This is a genomic window from Streptomyces sp. NPDC028298 (genome assembly GCF_055565895.1).
On the sequence record NZ_JBVHTL010000012.1, the window covers coordinates 15,484 to 40,382 of the forward strand.

Consider the following 24,899-nt stretch of genomic DNA (forward strand, 5'->3'; position numbering starts at 1 on the left):
GTCTGCTCAAGGGCCTGATCCGGCGACGGAATTTCTCGTTCCGTCAAATGCGGGAAACAAAAAGCGAGTCGACGGTGGATTCCCGGCATGACGTTGACATGCGCGCTCGCGGTGTGCTGACCTGTGCATGCAAAATTGGCAAGTTGTTTGGCACGTTTCTCTGGCACCGTTCCCGGCAGGAGGAATCCATGCAAACAGCTCCACTTCCCACCGCGAAAGCCCCCACCGAGGCACCGCGGACGTCGACCCCGGCGCCCGTCATGCTGCTGCCCCGCCTGGTCGAGCGCATGATCACGGACCGGCAGGCCGCGCACATCGTCAAGTTCCGCACCACCTGCACCGACTGCGTGCCGAACTTCTGAGCACGGCGTCGCGCGTCGGCGGACAGTCGACAGCGTCCGCCGACCTGCGCGTGATCACCGAAGTCGTCGCGGGCACCCTGCGCGTCGCTCCTCGGGGGCTGTGCGTCCTGGCGGTCGACGGCCTGTCGCTCGAAGTGGCCGAGTCCGCGTTCCACCACGCGCACATCCGGCCACTGCGCTCCACCTTCCCGAGCACGTCGACGACAGCCTGGCTCACCGCGGTCACCGGCACTGATCCCGGCGTCCACGGCGCTGTCGGCATGGTCCACCGCGCACCAGGAGCCGACTGCGTCACCCACCTCGTCACCGGGGACACGTACTCCTTCGGCGCCTGTCGCACCCCCGGCAGTCCGCTGCCGCACCCGGGACCGACGCTCTTCGACCGCGCGGCCGCTTCCGGGCGGCCCGCCCTCGCGATCGGCGCTGAACTGGAGCGGCTGACCGGCCCATGGGTGGACGCGTTGCTGCACGGCGCCCGGCTCGTGCCGTCACCGGCCGCTGCCGCGACCCTCACCATCGACCCGGTGCGCGTGGCCGAGCGGACCGTGCGCGAGGTCGAGGCCGTCCTCGCGCACTCCCACGACGCCCCGCCCCTGGTGTGGGCCTACGTGAACCTCGACGACCACATCCACCGGTCCGGCTACGACTCCCGGCTGCGCGAGGCGCTGTCGCTGCTCGACACGGCCGCCGCCCGCTGGGCCGACACCGGCTGGAGCGTCCTCGCCCACGCCGACCACGGCCAGGTGGAGGTGACCCCCGACCCGGCCCTCGTCGAAGCGTGGGAACGCCTCGACGCCCCCTCCCACTGCCGCATGCCCGGTGGCGGAGCCGGTCGCGTCCGCTGGCTCCATCCGCTCCCCGGGCACGAGGACACCGTGGCCGACGCGTTGCGCGACGCGCTGGGAGACCACGCCCTCGTCCTCACCCCGGACGAGCTCGACGACCGGGGACTGCTGCCCGCGACACCCGTCGTCCGCGCCCGCATCGGAGAAGTGGTCGCCCTGGCCACCTCCCCCTCTTTCCCGGTCCCCGACCCCACGGTCGCCTGGGAGCACGGATCCGTCTCCGACGGCGAGACGCTCGTACCCCTGGCCGCCTGGAACGCCGTACAGGAACCCGCCCCCGCCCTGCCCTGACCGCCCGGAACCACACGACACGATAGGAGACCCCGTGAGCACGGTCGTGTTCCGCAACAAGACCGGTGGTTCGGAGACCCTGCACGCGACACCGGGACAGCCCCTCCTGGACGTGCTGCGCCTCCACGGAATCCCGGCGAACGCCGTGCTCGCCCATCGCGACGGGCAGGTGATCCCCGAGGCGACGGCCGTCGTCGGCACCGACGACGTCATCGAGGTCCGCCAAGTACGCCACTACGACCTCGACGTACTGCGCCGGCCCAAGGAACACGTCTACGCCGCACCGGACCCCGTCTACACCAAGTCCGTTCTCTTCGACCACGGCGGCACCCTGGAACGGCGCACCGAGCAGTTCACCGCCGAGACCTTCGTGACGTACGTCGAGGAGGCCTTCGTCCAGAGCATCGCCGCGGCCGCCACCATGCGGGCCGGGGACCGGGTCGTCATCGGGCTCTCCGGCGGCCGGGACAGCGTCGCCTACCTCAAGCTCCTCGAACGCACCCGCGGCCGCTGGCCCGAGGTCGACATGACCGCGGTGACCATCACCGGACTGCCCGACTGGGACGAACCCGCCACGTTCCGCACCGCGTTGGACGCCTGCGCGGGGCTCGGCGTGGACCATGTCATCGTCACCGCCGACGACGTGGCCGAGGTGTTCAAGCTGCGCGAGCCGTTCGTCGACGTCATGAACAAGGTCGTCGCCGGCGAGCACCGCAACATGAACATGGTCATCGGCCATCAGGTGCTGCGCCGCATGCTGGAACAGGAAGCCGAGCGCCGGGGCGCCCCGGTCGTCGCGTTCGGGTTCAACGCCGACGACCTGGTGGCCAGCATGGTCACCTGGTTCACCACCGGCTACCGGATGGGCGGCATCCCGGTCCGTGAACTCGGCTCCCTGCGCTACGTGTTCCCGCTGTACCGCATCACCAAGAAGGAACTCACCCTCTACCTGGAGCTCGTCGCGCCGGGCCTCAACCGCCAGGGAGCGCCGGGCCGGTTCACCACCGGCTCCGACGAACGCTCCCTCGCCTACGCCGTGGCCGACCACCTCTACGACCTGTGGCCGGGCATCGACTACTACCTCTTCAACGCCTTCGAGAACGTCCAGCGCACCCTGCTTCCCCTGGTCGACGACCTGTGCCGGGTCTGCGGGGGCCGGTACGTGCTCCAGGAGGGCGTGGCCAACCCCGCCGGACTGTGCGACGTGTGCGGATTCCTGCACCGCCAGGAGGCGTTGCGGGCGGACGCCGTATGAGCGATCCCCGTCGTCCGGACGATCCTCCCTGGTATCTCACCTTCTTCGGGGAGGACTTCTGGGCCGTCGCGGAGCACGAGTACACCCCCGAACGCACCGCGGCCGAGGCGGGATACCTCGCGGCCGTCCTCGACACCTCGGCCCCCGGCCGCCGCGTCCTCGACCTGGGCTGCGGCACCGGCCGCCACGCCGTCGCGCTCGCCGCACGGGGGTTCGGCGTCACCGGGGTCGACTCCGGGGCATGGGCGCTCGGGCGTGCCGAGGCCGCCGCCGAGGCGGCGGGTGTCCGGGTCGACTGGCTGCGCATCGACCTGCTGCGCGAACTGCCCTGGCCCGTCGACGAGTTCGATGCCGTCGTCTGCGTCCAGTCGTTCGGTTGGGGGAGCGATGCCCGGCAACTCCGGCTGCTCCAGGAGGTCCGCCGGGTGCTCGTCCCGGGCGGACTGCTGGTCCTCGACCACTCCAACGTGCTGGCCATCGCCGGGAACTACGTGCCGGAGGCCACATTCGAGACCGAGGGGCTGCGCGCCGACTTCCGCCGTACGTACCGGATGGCCTCCGGCCGCAGCACCGGTGAGATCGAGGTACGACGGGGCGACGCGGAGCCCGTCGTCATCCACGACGACGTACGGATGTATCAACCGGCAGAGGTGCGGGACCTGCTGACCCGCGCCGGCTTCACCGTCGAGCGCGTCGACGCGGACTTCGCCGTCGGCGGGGAGCCCACCCCGACGACGCGCTACGTCCAGTTCGTCGCCCGGAGGCGGGCGGACACCCCGGCGGCGATCACCGCATGGCAAGGGGGGCGCGACACCCGCGCCTCCACACGGGGGGACACCCGCGTCTCCACGCGGGGCAACACCCGCGTCTCCACGGGGGGCGACACCCGCGCCTCCACTCGGGGCGAGGCCCGCCCCTTCACCGAGAGCGGGACCGGCCCCTTCGCGCAGGACCGGTCCCGTGCCTCCACCCTGGACCTGCGCTGGTCGCCGGACGAGTTCGAGTTCGTACGACCGTGGGTCGACGCCGCCTTCAAGAGCGCGTACGACGACGGCGGGCTCGCCGAACTCTCGCGCGCCTACCCCCTGTCCGACCCCTACTCCGCAGAGATGGCCGCACCCGTCCTGTCCCGGCACTTCGGACTGGACCTCGGGCCCGACATGGTGACCGTCGGGGCGGGCGCCACCGGTCTGCTGCACGCGTGCGCGGCGCTGGCCGTGCCCGGACCGGTGCTGCGCCTGGCCGGTGGCCACCCGGACCTGCCCCGCTGGGCCGCACGCCTCGGCGCCGAGACGATCACCACCCGGTTCGAACACCTCGCCGCCGATCTCCACCGGCACACTCCCTCGATCCTGGTGCTGGACCGGCCCACGATCACCGGAGACCTCTTCGGGAGGGGGCGGCTGGAGGAGATCGCCGACACCGCCCGCGCCTGCGGCACGACCGTGGTCCTCGACGAGGCGTACGCCGTCTACGCGGGGCCCGGTGCGAGCTGCGTCCCGGCGGTCTCCGAACACCCGAACCTGATCGTGCTGCGCAGCATGTCGAAGGGGTACTGCTGCGGCGGCCTCCGGGTCGGATTCGCCTTCGCGGCACCTGAGTCGACGCGGCGGCTGCGCGAGGTCACGCCGCCCCTCGGGGCAGGCGGGGCGGGTCTCGACGTCGCCCTCCGCCTCCTCGCACAGGGCGACGTGTTCGGCGCGCTGCGGTCCCGGATCGCGGAGGCGAAGCCGGTCGTGGCGAGAACGCTGCGGCGGGCCGGACTGCGGGTCACCGAGGGGGCCGGCTGCCTGCCGTGGGTGACGGTGGTGGACGCGGAACGGGATGCCGCGAGCGTGGTCTTCGAGAAGCGTGGGGTGCGGGTGAAGGAGATCGGTCCGGTGGAGTTCGCCCGCGGTGCCGACGGTGCGGACGGTCCCGCCGGGGCAGCGTTCGGCGGGAGGCCGGGGGAGGATCCTGGCCCCGGTGGCCCCGGTGGCCCCGGTGGCCCCGGTGGCCCCGGTGGCCCCGGACGCTCCGGTGGCCCCGGTGGCCCCGGCCTTCGTGACGGTCTCCTGTACAAGATCGCCGTGCCGCTCTCCGAAGCCCGTCTGACCGCCTTCCTCGACGCGTTCGCCGATGCCCGGTAGCCTCGCCGACCTCGTCGCCGGGGTCCATCATGAGATCGACGCCGACGAGGCGATGTGCTGGGTCGCCCGGCTCACCGAGTGGGACCGCTACCAGGGGTCGGCGGGCATCGCCGCCGCGGCCGACTTCGTGGCGGGCGAGGCCGAGCGCGCCGGACTCGCCGGGGTGGAGGTCCTGAACTTCCCCGCCGACGACCGCACCACCTGGTGGACGTTCACCGCGCCGTCCTCCTGGACCCCACGTGCCGCGCATCTGTCGGTCCCCGGCCGGCCCGCGCTGATCGACTATCCCGCCCAGCCGTACACCCTCGCCGCCCACTCGGCCGCCGCGTACACCGAAGGTCCTCTCGTGCGCGCGGGGGACGACGGGTGGCCGCCGGGCGCGGTGGTCCTGGTCCCGTCGGCCGCGCGACTCGACGCGAGGCTCCACGCCCGGATGCGCCGCGAACGGGCGATCGGCTTCTGTGTCACCACCGACCCGTCCCGGCAGGAGGGCGCGGGCCGGGTCGAACTGCCCGGCGGCAGCGCCCTGTTCGGGTTCAGCGTGGTGCCCGGTCAGATGGACGTGCTGCACCGCGCCCATGGGCGGGGCGAGCGTGCCCGCGTGGTCGTCGACGTCGACACGAGCCCCGCCCGGATGCCGGTGGTCGTCGCCCGAACCCCGGCGCGAGACGCCTGTCTGCCGCCGCTGTCGCCCGACGCCTGCCTGATCACCGCACATCTGTGCCACCCCGCCCCCGGCGCCAACGACAACGCCTCCGGAGTCGCGGCCGCCCTCGCGGCGGGGCGCGTCCTCGCGGCACGTCCGCTGCGCCGCCCCGTGCGGTTCGTCTGGGCCCCCGAGTTCGTGGGACTCGCCGCCTACGTCCACCGGATCGTGGAGGAGGGCGGAGGGCCGCTGCCCACGATGGCCGTCGACCTCGACATGGTGGGCCAGGACCAACGGCGCTGCGGAGGCCCGCTGATCGTCGAACGCAGCCCGGAGTACCTCCCGCACTTCGCCAACGCCCTGGTCGAGGCCTGTGTGCGTGCCCTGCCGGCCGCCGCCCGCTCCTACAGCGGAGCCGTCGGCTGCGACGTGTGGGCCTGGCGTACGACTCCGTACGTCGGCGCCTCCGATCACGCGGTCCTCGCCGACCGGGCGATCGGCTGTCCCTCCGTCCAACTGGGCCACTGGCCCGACCGGTTCAACCACTCCGGCGCCGACACGCTGGACAAGGTCGACCCGCAGGAACTGCGCAGGTCCGCCGCGATCGCCGCCTCCGCCGCCGCCGTCGTCGCGACGGCGGGTGCCCCGGAGGCCGACCGGCTCGCCCAACTCGTCACCCGCTGGACGGCGCGCCGGATGACCGCCTGCCTCCCGCCCGAGGACGACCCGCTCGCCGCGACCTCGCCGGCCCGCCTCGTGCGGTACGGACGGGACGCACTGGAAACCCTGCGGCCCTTCGGTGCCGACTCCGGCGTCCTCGAACGGCAGGCGGCCCTCCTCGACGGTCTGCAGCACACCCTCGCGGCGGCCTGGGACCACGCACCCGTGAAGCGCCTCGGGGGTCCGCCCCTGCGCCGGGCCTGGCCGGGCCCCTTCAACTTCCGTGCCCTGATGGGAGCCGTGAACGAGTCCGACCGGCACTGGTTCACCCGCCGCCTCGCCGAGGACCGGGGCCGGTTCTACGCGTCCGCGATGGCCCTGGCTCAGAGCGTCGACGGAGTGTCCGGCACGGCGGACGTGGTCCGAACCGCCCAGCTCGACGCGGAAATCCGGTGGGAGCCGGGCTTCGGGGAACGGATCCTGGCCGCGATGGCCGGCGCGGGCTGGGTGAAGGAAGGGGCTGACGAGAAGAAAGGAGAGGCGGCAGGGGACCGGGCAGAGGGAGGGACGGGGAAGTGAGCACGCCGCACGTCACCGTGAGCGTCACCGACTCCATCGACGACGTGGACACCGTCCAGTGGCGGCGGATCGCCGCGGCGGACACCGCGCCCGTGCACTACACCCCCGCGTATCTGCGGGCCTATCAGACAAGCCCGTTGAGCCCGTTTCTCGCGGCCCGCTACCTCACCGTCGCCGACGGGGACCGCACTCTCGCGGTGCTGCCCTGCTACCTCCAGAAGGAGGGCGACCCGTACGGCTTCCTGCGCGCCGTCGGCATCGAGGACACCGACGGCCCGGCGCTCCTCGGGCACAACTGGTACTGCTACGACACCCGTGTACCGGTTCGGGCGACGGACCCCGCGCAACGGGCCCGTGTTCTCGGCGCGGTGCTGGACGCGCTGCGCGAACAGGCCGCCGCCGACGGTGCCTTGACCGCGGGACTCGTCAGCGTCCCCGACGGCGACCCGGTCCTCGACGTCGCCCGGGACAAGGGCTGGCGGGTGGCGCCGATCGTCACCCGCTTCCAACTCCCGCTGCACGGTGCTGACGGAGACGCCTTCGACTCGTACGACTCCTATCTCGCGACCCTCGGCGCCCGCACCCGGCGTACGATCCGCCAGTACCTGCGGCGCGCGGCGGAGGCGGGGGTCACCACCGCCGTGGAAGCACCCCGGCCCGACGTCCTCCGCACGGTCGGCGACCTCACCCGCCGTACGGCGGCCAAGTACGGCAGCGCCGGAATGTATCCCGAGAGCGCCTTCACCGACTTCGTCATGGCCCTGGGCGACCACGCCCGCGTGGTGCGCGTCGACCGTGGAGATCTGACGGTGGCCGCCGCGGTCGTCCTGCTGGACGAGGAACGCCTGCACATGTGGGCGGGCGGCACCAGCCACGCCACGCTCGACGGATTCAGCCCCAACTACCTCCTGTGGGCCACGGAGATCCGGACGGCCATCCAGTGGCGCAAGCGCTGGGTGGAGGGCGGCCGCAGCAACGAGCCCATGAAGACCCGCCACGGCATGAAGCCCCTGCGCCTGTACGCGTGCGTCGCTCCGCCCGGGACCTGAACCGTGGCCACGCCGGAGCCGGTCGCATCCGCGCGACTACGCGGTGTGCAGCGGTTCCTTGAAGGACTTGCGGAACACCGGGCCGGCGAAGGGAATGATCGAGGACTTCACCTTGGACGCGAACGAGGTGGGGTGCCGTTCCAGTCTGACGTCGACGCGGGTGCCGTCGTCCGTGGGCGTCATCTGGAACTGCCAGCCTCCCGAGCCGAAGGGCACCGAGTCCCGGGTGGTGACCGTGACCCGGTTCGCCGCCGGGTCCCATTCGTAGCGTGCACGCTCCCACGACTTGTCGTTGCCCTCGGTCACCTCCGCCCAGGTGTCGCCCCGCTCGTGGACCTGGAAGTGCTCGGCATCGATGGAGGGCCACTCCTCGACACGGGAAGGGCTGAAGTTCGTCAGCACGCCCATCACCTCCCCCGGGCTCATCGAGGAGTTCACGTGGAAGTGGAGGGACGGCATGACCTACTCCCTGTTCGAGACGACCGTCGTCCACCGGCGGTCATCGGTGGGCAAGGCGCGGGCGCCTGGCTCGCAGCGCCGACCCGGGTCGAACCCCGGCCCCGCCGAGGTCTCCCGAGGGCCCGCCGGGCAGGCGGGATCACTGACAGGAACCCGCACCTTTCAGGATGCACCCGCGCCGAGCACCGCGCACCAGCAGAATCCTTGCCTGCACGCGTGCGCCGTGGCACGACGGCGCTTCGGTCCTGGCGTGCACGCGGGGGATCGTGTCACGACGGTAGTTCGGTCCCGGCCTGCTCACTGACCATGTACTGCGCGTACCAGTCCGGCCAGTTCGGGTCCTCCGCACCGATACGTGCCTCGTGCTCCCCGTGCGCGGCCGCGGCGCGGCGCAGCGCGCCCGCCAGGTCCTGCGAGGAGGCGAACACCGTGGTCGCGGGGTCGACGCGTCCCGGGAGCCGGGTGGTGATCTCCTGCAGGAGCCAGCCGTTGCCGTCCGGGTCGCTGAAGGACAGGAACGAGCCGTAGCTCGTGCGCCGCGGGTCCGGCCCCGGCAGCCGGGCGTCCGTTCCGGCGTGGTGGAAGACGCCGCCGGCGTCGTGGAACACCTCGCTCGGCTCGGCGCCGAGTTGCTTGAGCTCGTCGTACGCGGCCTCGATGTCGTCCACGATCAGTTGGAGCCCCTGAGCCGAACCCGGGGCCTGGGACGTGACCGAGGTGCCGAAGATGACCGACGCCGGCGAGCCCGGCGGCGTCATCTGCACCACCCGGAAGGTGTCGTCCGGGGCGATGTCCGCGTCCAGCCGCCAGCCCAAGCGCGTGTAGAAGCTCTTGGCCCGGTCGACGTCGGACACCGGTACTACGACGACTTCGAGTTTCATGTCCATGACTGACACTTCCTGCGCTCGTTCACGATGCCGACATGACGGTGTGTGCGCGGCCGGCGCCGATGCCGAGCCGGCTGAGCAGCCAGAAGGCGACCGCGGTGCCGGTGCCGTAGGCGATGTGCGCGCCGAGATCCCAGCCCAGGACCTCGGCGTCGTACTGCCAGATCGGTTTGTAGAGCCCCGCCACCGGCAACGCGACGTAGTCACCGGCGAACACCGCGACACCGAACGGCACGCCGTACATGGGGGAGTGTCTGGGCAGCGATCCGGCGACGATGCCGTAGGCCGCGCCCGCCGCGGATCCGTAGGCCCAGTGGGCGACGGTGCTCGTGATCCAGGCGGCGCCGTCAGGAAGCCGGCGCTGGGTGAAGCCCTCGATCACCCGCTTCGCCACCTGCCCCGGATCAGGGGCCTTCTCCCAGCTCTCGACCGGCGCGAATTCCCAGGCGAGCGGGCTGTCCGTCCCGCCCGCGCGCCGGTATTTGAGGTAGTGGACGGCATCCAGACACGCCGTTCCCACCGCCCCCGCCAGCAGGCCGGCCGTCACCGCCTCGAGGGGAGTCAGCGGATTCCTGTGGGAGCGCATGACGCCATCTCCTCATCGGTCGGGGCATGGAAGGAAGGTCGCTGTGCTCAAAGGCCTGGGCCAGGGCGGAAGGAATCGAGCCCGCATCGAGTATCCGGCGGCGGGGGCGTGCGCGCACGGGGAGCACGTCCGCGGGCCCTGTGGCGACGCCTGCGTGTCCGAGCGCGGTCGCGTCGAGGACAGGACTCGACGCGCGCAATCGCCCCAGACCTGTTGCCCTGGAACCAGGCCCGTGCATACAGCCATCGGAGGGACCGATGAACAGCTATCGAGTCGCGCAGGTGACCGCCCCGGGCGGCGCTTTCGAGATCGCCGAGCGAGAGGTGCCGCAGCCCGGCCCCGGGCACGTCAGAATCGCCGTGGAGGCGTGCGGTGTCTGCCACAGCGACGCCAGTTTCGTCGGGGGGCAGTTGCCTGGAGTCACGTTCCCGGAGGTGCCGGGACACGAGGTCGCCGGGCGCGTCGAGGAACTGGGCGAGGGAGTGCGCGAGCGGGGGTGGCAGGAGGGCGACCGGGTGGCGGTCGGCTGGTTCGGCGGTAGCTGCGGCCACTGCGTACGCTGCCGGCAGGGCGACTTCATCGTCTGCGAGAACCTGAAAGTCCCCGGCTGGGCCTACGACGGGGGCTTCGGCGACAAGATGATCGCGCCCGCCGACGCACTCGCCGCGATCCCCGACGATCTCGCGGCGACCGACGCGGGACCCATGGCCTGTGCCGGTGTGACGACGTTCAACGGACTGCGCCGCAGTTCTGCCAGGCCCGGAGACCTCGTGGCCGTCCTCGGCCTGGGCGGCCTGGGGCACCTCGGCGTCCAGTACGCGTTCGCCCTCGGTTTCGAGACGGTGGCGATCGCCCGCGGCGCCGAGAAGGCGGAGTTCGCCGAGCGACTGGGGGCCCACCACTACATCGACAGCACCTCGGACGTCCCGGTCGCGGAGGCGCTGCAGGCCCTCGGCGGTGCCAGGACCGTGCTGGCCACCGCCGGAAACTCCCAGGCCATCAGCGCGACCGTCGAAGGCCTGACACCGCGTGGCGAGCTGGTGGTCATCGGGGCGGATCCCTCACCGATGAGCATCACCCCGACCCAACTGCTGCTCAGCGGCCGGGTCGTCCGCGGCCATCCGTCCGGCACCTCGCAGGACGTGGAGGACACCATGGCCTTCAGCGTCCTGCACGGCATCCGGCCGATGACCGAGACCGCACCGCTGGACCACGCCGGCGAGGCCTTCCAGAAGATGCTCGACGGAGCCGCCCGCTTCCGGATGGTGCTCACACCCGCCTGACCGGTCAGGCGGGTGCGGTGGCGGGCCGGTCATATCGCCACCCGGTGGAACGGCTCGCGGCCGTGCCCGTCGGACGCGCCCGAGGGGTCAACCGGCCGGGCGGTCCAGCGGGTTGGCGCGGACACGTTCGGCGAGGCCGCCCCGGACCGACACGGCCGGTGAGCTCTGCGGCTTACGGGCCGCCTGGTCGCCGAAACAGGCCAGGAACTCGTCGGCGAGTCCCGCGCGCGGGTACCGGGCCAGGACGTCCGCCTGGAAGCCGGCGGTGAAATCGTCCAGATGCCGCCCGGAGATGTCCACGCCGGTGGCCCGCTCCAGCAGATGACCCTCCGGGTCCTCCCGCACGTCCACCTTGTCCCACATGTGCCGGACGATGACCTCCGACAGACGCCGTCGACGCTCTGCCGGCCATCCGGCACCCGCCGCGAACACCCAGGCCACGTGCCCGCCGGCCACGTCGAAGTCGACCGTGTGACTGTCGAACTCCGCGACCAGGCCGATGTCGTGGAGCAGCGCGGCCACGTACAGCAACTCGGCGTCGTGCTCGATGCCACGCTGCGCGGCGTACGCGGAGGCCCATACGTAGGAGCGCACCGAGTGGTTGAGCAGCGCGGGGGAGCAGTAGGCGGTGGCGACTTCGAGCGCGGCGGCGCAAGCGGCCGTGTCGGGGGCGACGGGCACGGTCGGTTCTTCGTGCGGGCTGTGATCGGTCATGCCGCCGAGTATGCCTCGCCCTCCCACCTCGGTCGCTCCCCTTTCGCTGTCGGGACGGCGGCTCCGCGACAGGCCAGGTCCGCGAGGGGATGAGCCGTGTTTCGCGGTGCGCGTGCCTTTCGCGGCACCGCACGACAACGCAAGAATTTGCGTGACTTGCGGTCGCTTGCGGTGTCGCTTGAACGGGCGCCTCGAGCCTCATGGATTGCTCCAAATGTCGCCCTGGCGGGGGTGCCGGATCGCGCTTCGGCGGTGAGGCGCGGGTGTTGATGGTGAAACTTGTGGCGTCCTGACGGTAGACGCGCTCGCACTGCTCTGCAATATTGCGATGAAACAATGCAAGAAGCTGCGCGTGTTACTCCGTTGAGGACGTCGCACGTGCGAGCAGCCGCCTCTTGCCGTTCGTGATCACGCGCCACCGCTCTGCCCAGGAACGAGCCGACCCCGCCGCCCCTCCGGCGCGCGAACCTCCGCAGGGAGTGAACCCCGCATGACTCCACACAAGCCGAGATCCTGGAGACGCCGCGCAGCGATCGCCGCGCTGTCCTCCACCGTCATGGTTCTGGGCCTGCCCGCCGTCGGTGCCCACGCCGCCGGCGGTCCCAACGCCGCCGCGGACGCGGCCACCAAGGCCGGCAGCGCCCGTGCCGCGCACGCTGCCGTCAATGTCACCGACGGCGACGCCGACACGTACTGGCAGGCCGGAAAGAAGTCGGCCCAGTGGGTGCAGACCGACCTCGGGCGGACCAAGCGGGTCCGCCAGGTCGTGCTGCGCCTGCCCGAGCACTGGCAGACCCGCAGACAGACGCTGGCCCTCCAGGGCAGCGCCGACGGAAAGAGCTTCGCCACGCTCAAGTCGTCGGCGCAGTACGTCTTCAGCCCCGGCAACGACAACACGGTGAAGGTCTCCTTCCCCGCGACCCTCGCCCGGTACGTACGGGCCGACTTCAGCGGCAACTCCGTGGCACCCACGGCCCAGCTCGCCGAGATGCAGGTCCTCACCACCGCCGCGTCGACCCCCAACCTCGCGCAGGGCAAGCCCTTCACCGAGAGCGGCCACGCCGACGTGTACCCCGCCGCCAACGCCGGTGACGGCAACCGCAACACCTACTGGGAGAGCACCAACAACGCCTTCCCGCAGTGGCTCCAGGTCGACCTCGGCTCATCGGTCAAGGTGAACCAGGTGACGCTGCGGCTGCCCAGCGGCTGGCCGAGCCGCAGCGAGACCCTGAAGGTCCAGGGCTCCACCGACAACCAGAACTTCACCGATCTGACGGCCTCGAAGGCGTACACCTTCGACAGCTCCAACGACCAGTCGACCACCATCGCCCTCGACACGACGACCACGCGGTACGTGCGCGTGCTGGTCACCGCCAACACCGGCTGGCCCGCAGGCCAGTTGTCCGAGCTGGAGGTCTACGGACCCGCCACCGGCGACACCCAGGCGCCGACCGCTCCGTCGAACCTTGCCTTCACCGAGCCGGCCACCGGCCAGATCAAGCTGACCTGGAACGCGGCGAGCGACGACACGGCCGTCACCGGGTACGACGTCTACGCCAACGGCCAACTGCGGGCGAGCGTCGCCGGGAACGTGCTCACCTACACCGACACCCAGCCGGCCGGCACCGACATCACGTACTTCGTACGCGCCAAGGACGCCGCGGGCAACGTCTCCTCCAACAGCAACAGCGTGACCCGGCAGGGATCGAGCGGGGACACCCAGGCGCCGACGGCCCCCGGCAACCTCGCCTACACGCAGTCCGGCAGCGACGTGAAGCTCACCTGGCAGGCGTCGAGCGACAACGTCAAGGTGACCGGTTACGACGTCTACGCGAACGGCCAGCTCGCCAAGTCCGTCGCCGGCGACGTCACCACGTACACCGACACCCCCTCGGCGACGGCCACCGTCACCTACTACGTGAAGGCGAAGGACGCCGCCGGAAACGTGTCGGCGGCGAGCAACAGCGTCACCCGCACCGGCTCGACCGGCTCCGGATCCAACCTAGCCGAGGGCAAGCCCATCGAGGCCTCCTCCTCCACCTTCACCTACGTCGCCGCCAACGCCAACGACGGCCAGATCGGCACGTACTGGGAGAGCGGCGGCGGAGCCTACCCGGCCACCCTGACCACCAAGCTGGGGGCCAACGCCGACCTCGGCCAGGTCGTCGTCAAGCTCAACCCGGACGCCGCCTGGGCGACCCGCACCCAGAACATCCAGGTGCTCGGCCGCGACCAGGACGCGACGGCGTTCACCAGCCTCGTCGCGGCGAAGGACTACACCTTCAACCCGGCCGGCGGGAACACCGTGACGATCCCGGTCACCGGGGCCGCCGCCGACATCCAGCTCAAGTTCACGTCCAACTCCGGTGCCCCGGGCGCGCAGGTGGCCGAGTTCCAGGTGATCGGCACACCGGCGGCCAACCCCGACCTCAAGGTCACCGGCATCACCAACACACCCGCGGCTCCTGTCGAGTCGGACGCCATCAGCCTGACGGCGACCGTCACCAACAGCGGGACCAAGGCGGCCAAGGCCACCGACCTCAACTTCACCCTCGGCGGCACCAAGGTCGCCACGGCCGACGTCCCGGCACTCGCGGCAGGTGAGACCAAGACCGTCACCGCGAGCATCGGGGCCCGGGACGCGGGCAGCTATCCGGTCGGCGCCGAAGTGGACCCGTCCAACAAGGTGATCGAGCAGAACGAGGCCAACAACGCCTTCACCCGCTCCGACGCCCTGGTCGTCAAGCCCGTCTCCAGCTCCGACCTCCTGGCCGCACCGGTCTCCTGGACGCCCTCCAGCGCTTCGGCGGGCGACGATGTCAAGTTCACCGTCGCGATCAAGAACCAGGGCACGGTGGCGTCCGCCTCCGGCGCGCACGGGGTGACGCTGACGGTCCAGGACTCCAACGGCACCACCGTCAAGACGCTCACCGGCTCCTACACCGGCGCGATCGCCGCGGGCCAGACCACCGCGCCGGTCAGCCTCGGCTCGTGGACGGCGGCCAACGGCAAGTACACCGTCAAGACCGTCATCGCCGACGACGCCAACGAACTGCCGGTCAAGCGGACCAACAACACCACCACCCAGGCCCTGTTCGTCGGCCGCGGCGCCGACATGCCGTACGACATGTACGAGGCGGAGGACGGCACCCTCGGGGGCGGCGCCAAGGTCGTCGGGCCGAACCGGACCGTCGGCGATGTCGCCGGCGAGGCGAGCGGCCGCAAGGCGGTGACCCTCAACGGGACCGGACAGTACGTCGAATGGACCACCCGGGCGGCCACCAACACCCTGGTGACCCGCTTCTCGATCCCGGACGGCACCGACTCGACGCTCGACGTCTATGTGGACGGCCAGTTCCTCAAGGCGATCGACCTCACCTCGAAGTACGCCTGGCTGTACGGCAGTGAGACCGCGCCCGGCAACTCGCCCGGCGCCGGCGCACCGCGCCACATCTACGACGAGGCGAGCCTGCAACTCGGCAGGACCGTCGCGGCCGGCTCCAAGATCCGGCTCCAGAAGGACACGGCCAACTCCTCCACGTACGCGATCGACTTCATCAACACCGAGCAGGCGACGGCGGTCGCCAACCCGGACCCGGCCGCGTACGTCGTCCCGACCGGATTCACCCACCAGGACGTGCAGAACGCCCTGGACAAGGTCCGCATGGACACCACCGGCAAGCTCGTCGGTGTCTACCTGCCCGCCGGTGACTACGACACCTCCAGCAAGTTCCAGGTCTACGGCAAGGCGGTCAAGGTCGTCGGAGCGGGCCCCTGGTTCACCCGCTTCCACGCACCCTCCTCGCAGGAGAACACGGACGTCGGCTTCCGCGCCGACTCCACGGCCAACGGCTCGACGTTCGCCGGCTTCACCTACCTCGGCAACTACACGTCCCGCATCGACGGCCCGGGCAAGGTGTTCGACTTCGCCAACGTCGCGAACATCACCATCGACAACATCTGGGTCGAGCACATGGTGTGCATGTACTGGGGTGCCAACACCGACAGCATGACCATCAAGAACTCCCGTATCCGTGACACGTTCGCCGACGGCATCAACATGACGAACGGCTCCACGGACAACCACGTCGTCAACAACGACGCCCGTGCCACGGGCGACGACAGCTTCGCCCTCTTCTCGGCGATCGACGCCGGGGGCGCCGACGAGAAGAACAACCTCTACGAGAACCTGACGTCGACGCTCACGTGGAGGGCGGCCGGCATCGCCGTCTACGGCGGCTACAACAACACCTTCCGCAACCTCCGGGTGGCCGACACGCTGGTCTACTCCGGCATCACCATCTCCTCGCTGGACTTCGGCTACCCGATGAACGGCTTCGGGACCGATCCCACGACCATCGAGAACGTGTCCCTGGAACGGACGGGCGGCCACTTCTGGGGCTCGCAGGTCTTCCCCGCCATCTGGGCGTTCTCCGCCTCGAAGGTCTTCCAGGGCATCCGGGTCAACGACGTCGACATCGACGACTCCACCTACGGAGGCGTGATGTTCCAGACCAACTACGTCGGCGGGCAGCCCCAGTTCCCGGTCAAGGACACCATCTTCACGGACATCTCCATCACCAACTCCAAGAAGAGCGGGGACGCCTTCGACGCCAAGTCCGGATTCGGCATCTGGGCCAACGAGTTGCCCGAACCCGGTCAGGGACCCGCCGTCGGCGAAGCCACCTTCCGCAACCTGCGGATGAGCGGCAACGCCCAGGACGTCCGCAACACGACCAGCACCTTCAGGATCAACGTCGAGTAGGTGCCGGACACCACCGATCGGTGCGGGGCCGCCCTCACAGGGGGCGGCCCCGTACCCGTACCCCGTGCTTCGAACGAGTGCCGCATGTGCGGCCGTTTCGGAGCCGGACGTGCTCTTTGCCGTGGTTATGGTGGGTCAACGCCAGCTGGGCGAGGCCGAGTAGGGCTCCCCGTAGGGTACGGGCCTGCCGGTGAACGCGTCGAGGAGGATGCGCTCACCGACCGGGCGGCGCAGCTTCACCGTCACCTTCTCGGTGAGCGACTGGCTGGTGCACGGTCCGTCGGAGGTGCCACGGATCGAGGCCGAGAGCACCACGCTCTTCCCGGTCTCGAGCACGTCGACCGCCGAGCCGTCGTCGCACGCGCCGTGCTTGGCGAGCACGGTGAGCGTCCGGCCGTCCTGCGCGACGGTCTTCAGCACGGAGAGCGGTACCAGTTCGTCCGTCTCCTGCTGTACGGACCCGATCGGGGAGGGGGGCCGTTTCGAGGGGGTGACCGCGACGCGTTTGAGCGGGGTGTCGTAGCCCTTGACCGTGAAGAGCCAGGCGGGCACGGTCGCTTTTCCCCTGCTGGTCAGTACCGTCATGCTGCCGAGCCGGGCACCGGTCACGGTGAGTGCCGGGCCGGGGTTCTCGCCGCGGTCCAGCTTGTCGTAGGCCGCTCGTGCCGAGGTGAGGGGGAGGGTCAGCGAATCGCCGTCGTGCCACCGGACCTTCGGCTGCTTCTTCGGTGTGTCGGGAAGGGAGGCGCGCAGCTTGAAGTTCTGGGTGGCGTAGGCGCGTTTGTCGGCGTTGTTGTGGAAGGCTCCGTCGGGCAGTTGGACGGCGTCGCCGAGCGGGTAGTAGCCCTGGCGCCACACGCGCGCCGCCTCGGAACCCTCCCAGGCGGTGGCGACCTGGCGGGCGCGCCCGGCCGTGTCGACGTTGCGGACACGGTTGTCGGCGGGTGCCTCGTGGTCGCCGCATCCGACGGCAGCGGCGGCGATCAAGCCGAGAGTGACGAGCATTTTGACGGACCTCATGATGCCCCCGAGAAGAAGAGGTCGAATGGAGTCGATACCGACACCAGACCTGTGACGCACAGGGCGCGCCGGACGTTCGGCCCGGCAGGGGACGATACGTGCGGGAGCCGCCGGTTTCCCCGCTTCCCTCCTCAGGGTGGTAACGACTGTTACCATGCCGGTATGGCGAAGACACAGTTGGGCGCACGCGTGGACGAGGAAGTCGCGGACCTCGCGAAGAAGCGAGCCGCTGACCTGGGGCTGAGCATCGGGGACTATCTCGCCCGGCTGGTGCAGGACGACACCAGCGGCCTGCGCGCCCGGGCGGTGGACGCGGCCGCCCGCTTCCTGACCGAACACCAGAGTGTGTTCGACGAGGTCGAGCAAGCCCAGCAGACGGCTCGGGGAGCGCACGCGGCCTGATGGACCTGCACATCGACGTCCCCTGGATCCTGCAGGTCGCCGAGGCCGCCGGAGCCAACGATCCGGCGCCGGACGACTACGGCGTCCCCGCCTCGGCGGTCGCCCGTCACCGCGCCGAACTGTTCGAGCAGCCCGTCTACGAAGGCCCCTACGCCAAGGCCGCCGCCCTCGTGCACACCCTGGGCCGGTGCCGCTGGCTGGAGCGCTCCAACCTCGCCGTCGCCGCGGCCAGCGGTGTCATGTACCTCGAAGCCGCCGGGATCGGCGTCAAGCCCGTCCGCGCGGACGCCATCGCCCTCAGGGACCTGCTCCTCGATCCCGCCTGCACCGCCGGGAAGATCGCCGCACTACTCCGGACCTGGCCCACCACCACCTGACGCTCCCGTTGACTGGGACAGGGCGCCGGGCTCCCCGGTCGACGGGTCTGGCAGGGTGAGCCAAGGTCGGGGGCACGCGCGCGGCACATGGAGGACACCGGTGAACTCAGGTCGAACCAAGCACGCCCGGGGCTTGGCGCTGACCATCGCGGTCGGACTGTCCGTGACGGCGTGCACGAGTGCCGACCCCGGTGAACCCCGGCACGGTGCCACGACCAGGGCTTACGGCCCCCCGCCGGCCAGTTGGTGTGCGAGCGGCGTGCCGAGCGCCTCGTCCGGTGCCGGCAGGCCCCACCGTGGAGCACTCCACGACGACTTCAACGGAGACGGCTACTCCGATGTGGCCTTCCCCGTTCCGCGCGGCGACCTCAGCGGCGGGAGAGCCCGTCGAAAGCCCGGCTATGTGGCCGTCGTGTACGGCTCGTCCCACGGCCTGCGGATCTCGTCCAAGCAGCTCTTCGACCAGGACAAGCCCGGCATACCCGGGGTCGGCGAACCGGGTGACTACTACGGCAGTTCCGTGACCACCGCGGACCTCGACCAGGACGGGTACGCGGACCTGATCGTCGGCTCCCGCGAGAACGGTCACGACGAAGCGTACGGAAACGGCGGGTACGAGGACGGGCAACTCCGCCGGTACCACTGGCAGGGATCGCTCTCCGTCATCTGGGGAGGCCCCCACGGACTGTCCGGCTCGGTCACGCTGCCCAGCCGCGCGACCTCCCACGACGGGGTCGGTTCGCTCGTCGTCGCCGGGGACTTCGACGGGGACGGTACGCCGGATCTGGCGACCCAGGTCCGGGGCGGCGACCTGCGTGTCCTGTCCGGGCCGTTCGGACACGACGGCACACCGGCCGGCGGCGTGCACGACGTGAGGGGCCCGGGCAAAGCTGGGATGCGGGACCTGGCCACTGGGGACGTGAACGGTGACGGCATCACCGACCTGGTCTCCGTGGGGGAGGCGGAGAACGGCGGTACGGGTCGCGGCGATCTCCTGTACTGGAAGGGCACCCACGACGGCCTCACCTCCGGCGTCGCCCTGAGCGGGATCCACGGTCCCCAGGACTCCGGCAGAGCGGTGGCCGTCGGGGATGTGAACGGTGACGGGTACGCCGACATCGTCACCAACGCCTTCTTCAAGTTCGTCTCGGTCGACAGCGGCGGCAGCGGGGTGGAGGAGCGGGAGTACGCCAGGAAGTACCGCCTCCCGCACCTCAAGAGCGGGGCGGTCGTCTATCTGCCGGGCGGCAGGAGCGGCCCCGACCTCGAGAAGATGACGATGCTCAACCAGGACAGTCCTGGTGTACCCGGCGTCGCCCACGAGGACTCCGGAGCCGACGAGGAGGGCGGGACCGATGGCTTCGGCGCCGGCGTCTCGGTCGGCGACATCGACGGCGACGGGTACGCGGACGTATCCGCCGGGATACCGCAGAAGGACGTCGGCGGCGAGGACGGCGCGGGCAGCGTCGTCACGCTGCGGGGCACCGCGCACGGGCTGACCGGCGAGAGCGCGCAACTCCTCACCCAGGACACCGAGGGCGTGCCCGGCACGGCACAGGGCGCCGACCAGTTCGGGTCCGCGACCAAGATCGTCGATGTCGACGGCGACGGCCGTGCCGACCTGCTCGCCGGGGGCGAACTCGCGCCGGACGGCACGCCCCACGGCGCTCGCGGCTCGGTCTGGGTCTTTCCGTCGACCCCGTGCGGGGTGACCCCCAAGGGCTCGTCCGTCATCGGCCCCAGCACCCTCGGTGCCCCGAAACAGTTCAACTCCGAACTGGGCGCGGACTTCAACTCCTGACCGCGATCACGAGGTGGACCCGGGAAGCCGGTGGACCCGGAAAGCCGGTGATCACGACCGGCCCACCACCCACGGCGCCCCCCGGTACGGATGCGAGGGCGCCGTGGGTTCACGGGGTGACGTCAGTGGCTGGCGCGGGAGGAGCCGGAGCCGCCGGGGGTCCGGGGCGCCCAAGTGGGCTTCTCCGTGGCCTCCTTCATGGACGGTTCGTCCATGAGGACATGCCAGCCGCTGTCACCCGCGTTCCCGTCGAGGCGCACACTGATCTCCTTCTTCTGCCCGGTGTTCTGGAAGTACAGGACGACGGTCTGCCGCTCGGAGCCCTCGTCGTAGAAGTCGGCCGCGACCTTCCCGCCCGCTCCCTTTCCGAACGCCTTGATCCAGTTCTCGGCCGTGCTGCGCGCCGCGTCTTTGTCACTGTCGTCGGTGGCGAGTTCGGCGAGCCGGCTGGGGGAGTCGTCCGCGATCCGCCAGACGAGCTGCTGCGTGACGCCGAGCGAGCCGGTCGAGGGGTAGCCGACCACATGAAGCGGCTCGTGGCCCGCGTAGTCCTCGGCGTAGCGGGTGTCGGCCGTGTCGCCCGCGGACGAGCACCCGCTCAGCGTCGCGAGCAGCACACCGGCTGCCAGCACCGCGGTCATCGGGGCGCGCGATGCGGTCCCTTCCGTCACTTGGCACTCCTGGGTCGGATGATCAGAACTCGTTGGATGGGATTGCTGGTGCCGCGGTAGCGCGCCAGCACGTCGTCGAGCGTGGTGTGGTTCTTGATGCCGTGCTGGGACAGTCCCAGATGCCCCTGCACCTTGGAGGTGACCACCGCCGCGTGGTTGTAGCGCCGTTCCTTCTTCCACTTGAAGAAGACGATGTCGCCGAGCTGCGCGTTGTACGTCTTGGAGACGCGGCTCGAGGGACGGTGACCGGAGAAGTGACGGCGCAGGTTGTCGGCACCGGACCAGGTGTAGCTCTTGTTCTTGATCGAGCCGAAGAGGTAGTACTGCTGCCACCACGCGCCGTCGGTCTTGCGGCCGCCCCATCGGAACTTCATGCCTCCGCCGTGGTACAGGGCCTTGGAGACGAAGTTGGTGCAGTCCTGGGAATACTCCCAGCCGATGCCGGTGTGGTTGTAGGCCCAGTTGGCGGTGCCGTGGCCGCTGACCGACCTGGCACCGAGAGCCGTGACCGTGGCGTTGGTCGCGGGCGGAGTCTCGTCGGGGAAGCCGTTCTCGCCCAGCTCGATCGAGCCGGGGTCGTCCGAGGCGTCGTCCGAGGCCTCCGGGTCGGTCGCGGAGGTGGTCTCCACCTGGGACTGAGCGGCAGCCGTCGCGGACAGTGTCTGCGCGGCGTCGAAGTCGTCGGCCTCGCCGTCCATGACCGCGGTGTCCCCGTTCAGGTCGAAGGTGTACCGCTTGAGGGCGCTCCCCTTCGTCGGTTCGTCGCCGCCGTCGCCGTGCAGTGTCATCGACTCCGTGACGGTGGCACGTACGACGACCTGATCCGCCGTGGCCCCCTTGCCGACCAGGACGTCCGTCATCTCCGCCGACGCGCCCGCATAGCTCTGGCCGGTGTCGGCGAGGGCCTGCCTGTTGTCGACGAGGTTCGGCTCCTGAGCGCCGAGCAGCGCGGCGAAGACCGCGCCATGCGGTGCGTCGGCGGCCGCGTCGGGCGCGGAGAGGCTGCCGCCGGTGAGGATCTTGCCCCGGGCGGCCAGGTACTCCTGGACGATGTCGCGGTACAGGGCGGTACCGCCCCGAACTGCCGCGCCCTGTGCCGGCGCCGAGCGCGACACAGGTCCGTCGCCGACGACGTTCCTCACCCGCACCGAGACGCGGTACGGGACGGTGTTGTCGAGCTTCGTGAACACGGCACGCGGTGTGACGGCCTCCTGTTCGGCCACGACGGTGCCGTCGGTCTTCTCGACCTGGACCGCGTAGCGGAGCTCACCGGCCGCGCCCGGGTCGAGCGGCGGGTTCCAGGTGGCCAGCACGCCCGAGTCACAGGGGACCGTCACGACGTCGGTGACCGCTCCGGGAACCGTGGGCGGAAGGTACCGGATCGTCAGCCGGGGCCGCGTGTCCGCGTCGGAGGCGGTGAGCGAGCGGTAGGCCGCCCCGTGCGCATCCGCCGGGACGGTCAGGGCGAACCCCTGGTTCTCTCCCCGTTCGGTCCAGGACTGCACCAGCGGGCCGAGGTCCAGGTCCGGCAGGGGTGTGCCGGACGCGTAGTCGTCGGTTCCGGCCGCGTCGAGGAGCGCTCCGCCGCTCTCGGCGGGTGTCCAGGCGGACGACAACTCGTACACGCCGGGCTGTTGTGCGGTGCAGTCGGCCGCGCAGTCGGAGCGGGTCAGCGACAGCGTGGCCGAGGTGACCCGGGCCCCCTTGGGCAGGCCGGAGAGGTCCGCCTTGAAACGGGTCGCCCACTGGTGTCCGCCGGCCGGTCCGATCCGGAGTTCCCCGTCGGGCGCGATGGGGCAGGGGGTGGTGGCACAGTCGATCGCGGTGGACACCTGGTCGAGGCTGTCGTCGGCGAGGGTGAGCGTCCTGCTGTCGGGTGCCGCGGGCAGCGGCTTCTCGCGCACGTTCATGGTCTGCTGAGCCGACCACGGTGAGCAGCCCACGCTGGTGCAGCCGCGGGCGGTCCAGCGGTACGCGGCGCCGTCGGTGAGGACCCGGTCGGGAAGCCGGAGGGCGGCTCGCCGGCCGCTGTCCGTCCACACCGGCGTGAGGTTCAGTCCGGGTACGGCGTTGCCGGCCGAGTCCTTCACCGCGAACTCGGCGCTGACGCGGCCCTGCGCCGGATCCGTGACGACGGCGGAGATGATCGGCGTCAGGGTCTGCTCGGCCCCGGCCTGAAGGTCCTGCGGTGTGTCCGGGAGCGCGGCGACGCTGAAGGTGGCCCAGGCGGACCATTCCGTGTTGTAGTGCGTGCCGTCGTACGGCGAGGTACGGAACCGGTACGTCCTGCCGTGCCGCAGCACGCCGTCGGGCACGGCGACCTCGGCGGGGGTGCCGCTCGCCGTGAACTTGGACACCAGGAGGTCACCCACCTGGGTGTTGGTCGCGGCGTCGAAGATCTGGAACGTGCCGTCGACCTGGTCGCCGTCCGGGTCGGTGAAAGTGTCGCGCAGGGTCGGCGTGGTCGTGTCGACGCGCCAGGTTCCCGTCCTGTCCTGGGTGAAGGGGGGACCGGCCTGCTGCTTCGTGCCGGTGCGCGGCCGGTAGTTGTAGGTCACGGTGAGTCTGGGCGGATTGGCCGCCGCGTTCGCGGAGTTGACCCGCTTCCACTGCGCGACGACGTTCTCGTCGGCGGCACGCAGCCCCAGCGTGCCGCGGGTGGTCTTGGCGGAGGCCCAACCCTGCACCAGCGAGGTCGCGTCGGCGTTGATCCATCCGTCGGACGCCGAGGTGCAGGCGGAGTTGCCGCGCGTCTCCGTGGAGGTGGACGTCCGGGAGTTCCAGGCCGGCTGGGACGTCCATCGGGTGCCGGTCGAGGCGGCTCCGGCGGACCACACCTCCCACGGCGCCGCCTTGCAGTCCGTGTTGCCCGAGTGGAAGTTCCAGAGGCTGAGCCGGGCGTTGCTGACGAGGGCGTTCGCGATCGGCGCGGTGTTCCAGGTGATGAAGGAACGCGCGGTGCGCGGGGTGCCGTCCGAGTTCTTCGTCCCCGGGTTGCCCAGGTCCAGTTCGGTGTCGGTGGACAGGTCCCCGGTCTCGCCCTGCTGGACGTAGGTGTCCATCACGTTCGACAGCGCGGAGGTGGAAGGGTCCACCGTCACCGGGTACGTGGTCCTCGGGTCGGCGAGGAACGCGGCGTCCGGCGTCACCACGAGGTCGACGGACGACCCGTCGTGGACGACCTTCATGGCCGCGGGCACCCTACGGGTGTGCTCACCGGAGACCGCGTCGACCGAGGCGTCCCACATCACGGGCGCCGGCATGACCGCCGTCTTCTCGCTGCGCCGGTCGGTCAGCAGCACGCTGCCGTCGGGTCGTTGGGCCACCGTGAGACCGCGCGCCTTGAGCGGCAGCGTGTAGCTGTAGGAGTCTCCCGCCGGTCGCTGCTTGATCTCCACGAACTGCTCGAAGCCGGTGCGGGTGGCCTCGACGACCACGTCGGCGCCCGGCAGCGCGTTCTCGTACTCGGCCCGGTTGCCCTTGAGCGTGGGCGCGGGCAGGGCGCCCTTCCACTGCAGGGTGATCTGCCCGTCCCCCTCGCCGAGCGTCACCAGGTCGGAGGCGCGGCCCGCGTCGGCCCGTACCGCCCGCGAGCCCGTCAGGGACGCCCGCCGGACGGTGCCGCCCGTACCGCGTCCGGCCAGTCTCAGCCCCTGCGGGTGAGCCTTGGACTCGACCGTCCCGTCGGCGCCCCGGGTCAGGTTCACGTCCACCGAGCGCCAGGCCCCGGTGTCCTGGTCGTAGAAGCGGATGGGGCCGGCGGACACCTCGGTGGTCAGCGAGCCGTCCTCGTTCACCCAGGTCGTGGAGGTCTCGCTCCGCTCGGAGAGCGCCTCCACCCTGTGGCCCGCGGCCCGCGCGGCAGCGCGCGCGGACGGGATGTCCACGGCCTCGGTCACGTCGGCGGCCGCGACCTCGGCGGCCCGTGCGGGCGTCGCCACGACCGCGTCGGCACTTCCCAGCACCGTGAGGGACAGGGCCAGAGCGGCCCCTCCCGATATCCAGCGCGCGGGTCCCCCGGACCCCCGCCATCCGCGCCGTGGCACGGACTTACGCCTCGTCATGCTTCCTCGAGCTCTGTCGAACACCGTGCGGGCACGGTGTGGGCCAAGAATTTC

At 70.9% G+C, this 24,899-nt stretch carries 18 protein-coding genes and 1 pseudogene; 11 read left to right on the top strand and 8 right to left on the bottom strand.

Annotated elements, in window-relative coordinates; translation table 11 throughout:
* The first annotated feature begins 188 nt into the window (after positions 1–188).
* From ACZ4TO_RS37650 to ACZ4TO_RS37675, 6 genes are read left to right on the top strand one after another with little or no spacing between them, the layout of a single operon-like run.
* Complete coding sequence (locus ACZ4TO_RS37650) at positions 189–362, top strand: hypothetical protein (RefSeq protein WP_355775162.1); 174 nt, start codon at positions 189–191, stop codon at positions 360–362.
* 50 nt (positions 363–412) lie between these two features.
* Positions 413–1,498, top strand: coding sequence for an alkaline phosphatase family protein (locus tag ACZ4TO_RS37655; RefSeq protein ID WP_468026561.1), 1,086 nt, complete (start codon positions 413–415; stop codon positions 1,496–1,498).
* Between the two features lie 34 nt (positions 1,499–1,532).
* Complete coding sequence (locus ACZ4TO_RS37660) at positions 1,533–2,753, top strand: tRNA lysidine(34) synthetase (protein ID WP_382778463.1); 1,221 nt, start codon at positions 1,533–1,535, stop codon at positions 2,751–2,753.
* A complete protein-coding gene (locus ACZ4TO_RS37665) occupies positions 2,750–4,882 on the top strand; it encodes an aminotransferase class I/II-fold pyridoxal phosphate-dependent enzyme (protein WP_468026562.1) in 2,133 nt (710 codons plus the stop codon). The genes ACZ4TO_RS37660 and ACZ4TO_RS37665 overlap by 4 nt, the downstream gene beginning before the upstream one ends.
* The gene (locus ACZ4TO_RS37670; RefSeq protein ID WP_468026563.1) at positions 4,872–6,767 is read left to right on the top strand and encodes a DUF4910 domain-containing protein; all 1,896 of its coding nucleotides are present in this window, start codon (positions 4,872–4,874) and stop codon (positions 6,765–6,767) included. The genes ACZ4TO_RS37665 and ACZ4TO_RS37670 overlap by 11 nt, the downstream gene beginning before the upstream one ends.
* A complete protein-coding gene (locus ACZ4TO_RS37675; RefSeq protein WP_468026564.1) occupies positions 6,764–7,816 on the top strand; it encodes a GNAT family N-acetyltransferase in 1,053 nt (350 codons plus the stop codon). Before ACZ4TO_RS37670 ends, ACZ4TO_RS37675 begins: the two co-directional genes overlap by 4 nt.
* A 36-nt stretch (positions 7,817–7,852) precedes the next feature.
* Here the strand turns inward: ACZ4TO_RS37675 and ACZ4TO_RS37680 are convergent, their stop codons facing one another.
* The 3 genes from ACZ4TO_RS37680 to ACZ4TO_RS37690 all read right to left on the bottom strand — a co-directional run bounded on the left by ACZ4TO_RS37680 (position 7,853) and on the right by ACZ4TO_RS37690 (position 9,748).
* Positions 7,853–8,275 (bottom strand): SRPBCC family protein, encoded by a 423-nt coding sequence (locus tag ACZ4TO_RS37680; RefSeq protein WP_385041718.1) that lies wholly within the window; start codon positions 8,273–8,275, stop codon positions 7,853–7,855.
* 269 nt (positions 8,276–8,544) lie between these two features.
* Positions 8,545–9,162: a VOC family protein gene (locus ACZ4TO_RS37685; RefSeq protein ID WP_468026565.1), complete on the bottom strand. Its 618-nt coding sequence runs from the start codon at positions 9,160–9,162 to the stop codon at positions 8,545–8,547.
* A gap of 22 nt (positions 9,163–9,184) precedes the next feature.
* Positions 9,185–9,748 carry a hypothetical protein gene (locus ACZ4TO_RS37690; protein ID WP_468026566.1) on the bottom strand — a complete coding sequence of 188 codons (564 nt, stop codon included), beginning with the start codon at positions 9,746–9,748 and terminating at the stop codon, positions 9,185–9,187.
* Positions 9,749–10,005: 257 nt separating this feature from the next.
* On the opposite strand from ACZ4TO_RS37690, the gene ACZ4TO_RS37695 reads away from it, so the two are divergent.
* Positions 10,006–11,031, top strand: a complete 1,026-nt coding sequence (locus ACZ4TO_RS37695) for an alcohol dehydrogenase catalytic domain-containing protein (RefSeq protein WP_468026567.1) — start codon at positions 10,006–10,008, stop codon at positions 11,029–11,031.
* Positions 11,032–11,118: 87 nt separating this feature from the next.
* On the opposite strand, the gene ACZ4TO_RS37700 is transcribed toward ACZ4TO_RS37695, so the two are convergent.
* Entirely contained in the window at positions 11,119–11,745 is a 627-nt protein-coding gene (locus tag ACZ4TO_RS37700) for an HD domain-containing protein (RefSeq protein ID WP_451075609.1), read from the bottom strand.
* Positions 11,746–12,235: 490 nt separating this feature from the next.
* On the opposite strand from ACZ4TO_RS37700, the gene ACZ4TO_RS37705 reads away from it, so the two are divergent.
* Complete coding sequence (locus ACZ4TO_RS37705) at positions 12,236–16,510, top strand: discoidin domain-containing protein (protein WP_468026568.1); 4,275 nt, start codon at positions 12,236–12,238, stop codon at positions 16,508–16,510.
* Between the two features lie 135 nt (positions 16,511–16,645).
* Here the strand turns inward: ACZ4TO_RS37705 and ACZ4TO_RS37710 are convergent, their stop codons facing one another.
* Positions 16,646–17,515, bottom strand: a complete 870-nt coding sequence (locus tag ACZ4TO_RS37710; RefSeq protein WP_468026569.1) for a hypothetical protein — start codon at positions 17,513–17,515, stop codon at positions 16,646–16,648.
* 177 nt (positions 17,516–17,692) lie between these two features.
* On the opposite strand from ACZ4TO_RS37710, the gene ACZ4TO_RS37715 reads away from it, so the two are divergent.
* The 3 genes from ACZ4TO_RS37715 to ACZ4TO_RS37725 all read left to right on the top strand — a co-directional run bounded on the left by ACZ4TO_RS37715 (position 17,693) and on the right by ACZ4TO_RS37725 (position 20,110).
* Positions 17,693–17,932, top strand: coding sequence for a hypothetical protein (locus tag ACZ4TO_RS37715; RefSeq protein ID WP_382778452.1), 240 nt, complete (start codon positions 17,693–17,695; stop codon positions 17,930–17,932).
* A complete protein-coding gene (locus tag ACZ4TO_RS37720; RefSeq protein WP_361689083.1) occupies positions 17,932–18,309 on the top strand; it encodes a fic family toxin-antitoxin system, toxin component in 378 nt (125 codons plus the stop codon). The genes ACZ4TO_RS37715 and ACZ4TO_RS37720 overlap by 1 nt, the downstream gene beginning before the upstream one ends.
* Positions 18,310–18,409: 100 nt before the next feature.
* Positions 18,410–20,110: an FG-GAP and VCBS repeat-containing protein gene (locus ACZ4TO_RS37725; protein ID WP_468026570.1), complete on the top strand. Its 1,701-nt coding sequence runs from the start codon at positions 18,410–18,412 to the stop codon at positions 20,108–20,110.
* A 122-nt stretch (positions 20,111–20,232) separates the two neighbouring features.
* Here the strand turns inward: ACZ4TO_RS37725 and ACZ4TO_RS37730 are convergent, their stop codons facing one another.
* The 3 genes and pseudogenes from ACZ4TO_RS37730 to ACZ4TO_RS37740 form a co-directional block, all read right to left on the bottom strand.
* Positions 20,233–20,781 carry a hypothetical protein gene (locus ACZ4TO_RS37730; protein WP_468026571.1) on the bottom strand — a complete coding sequence of 183 codons (549 nt, stop codon included), beginning with the start codon at positions 20,779–20,781 and terminating at the stop codon, positions 20,233–20,235.
* Positions 20,778–22,691: an amidase domain-containing protein gene (locus ACZ4TO_RS37735; protein WP_468026681.1), complete on the bottom strand. Its 1,914-nt coding sequence runs from the start codon at positions 22,689–22,691 to the stop codon at positions 20,778–20,780. The genes ACZ4TO_RS37730 and ACZ4TO_RS37735 overlap by 4 nt, the downstream gene beginning before the upstream one ends.
* A gap of 297 nt (positions 22,692–22,988) precedes the next feature.
* Positions 22,989–24,758: pseudogene (locus ACZ4TO_RS37740) on the bottom strand (DNRLRE domain-containing protein); the annotation flags it as partial.
* Between the last annotated feature and the right edge of the window lie 141 nt (positions 24,759–24,899).